This window comes from Roseateles sp. AC306, assembly GCF_979253795.1.
Genome location: NZ_CEEDEB010000114.1, coordinates 1 through 249, shown reverse-complemented (window position 1 = coordinate 249; position 249 = coordinate 1). Strand labels below are relative to the sequence as shown.

Sequence of the window (249 nt, the reverse complement as noted above, 5' to 3'; positions counted from 1 at the left end):
CTTCCAGCTCCACCACCGCCAGCCGCAGACGTGTCTCTACCATTTCAACCATGATAGAAACAATTCGCTGCCCGATGCCCAGAACGCTTTTACCGGGCCCTTGTGCGTGATGAGTGTCCGCCATAATTAACGACGCGACAGCAGAACGCCGAGCTCTACACCGATTGCAGCGCCAATGCCCACGCCCGTCCACGGATTTTCGCGCACATACTCATCGGCACGCGCCGCCGCGACACGGGTTTGTTTGGC

Annotated in this window: 1 protein-coding gene; it reads right to left on the bottom strand. The window is 59.0% G+C overall.

Going from position 1 to position 249, the window contains the following annotated elements; translation table 11 throughout:
- Positions 1-126 precede the first annotated feature (126 nt).
- A complete protein-coding gene (locus AC0IZJ_RS28615; protein WP_471855660.1) occupies positions 127-207 on the bottom strand; it encodes a glycine zipper domain-containing protein in 81 nt (26 codons plus the stop codon).
- Positions 208-249 lie beyond the last annotated feature (42 nt).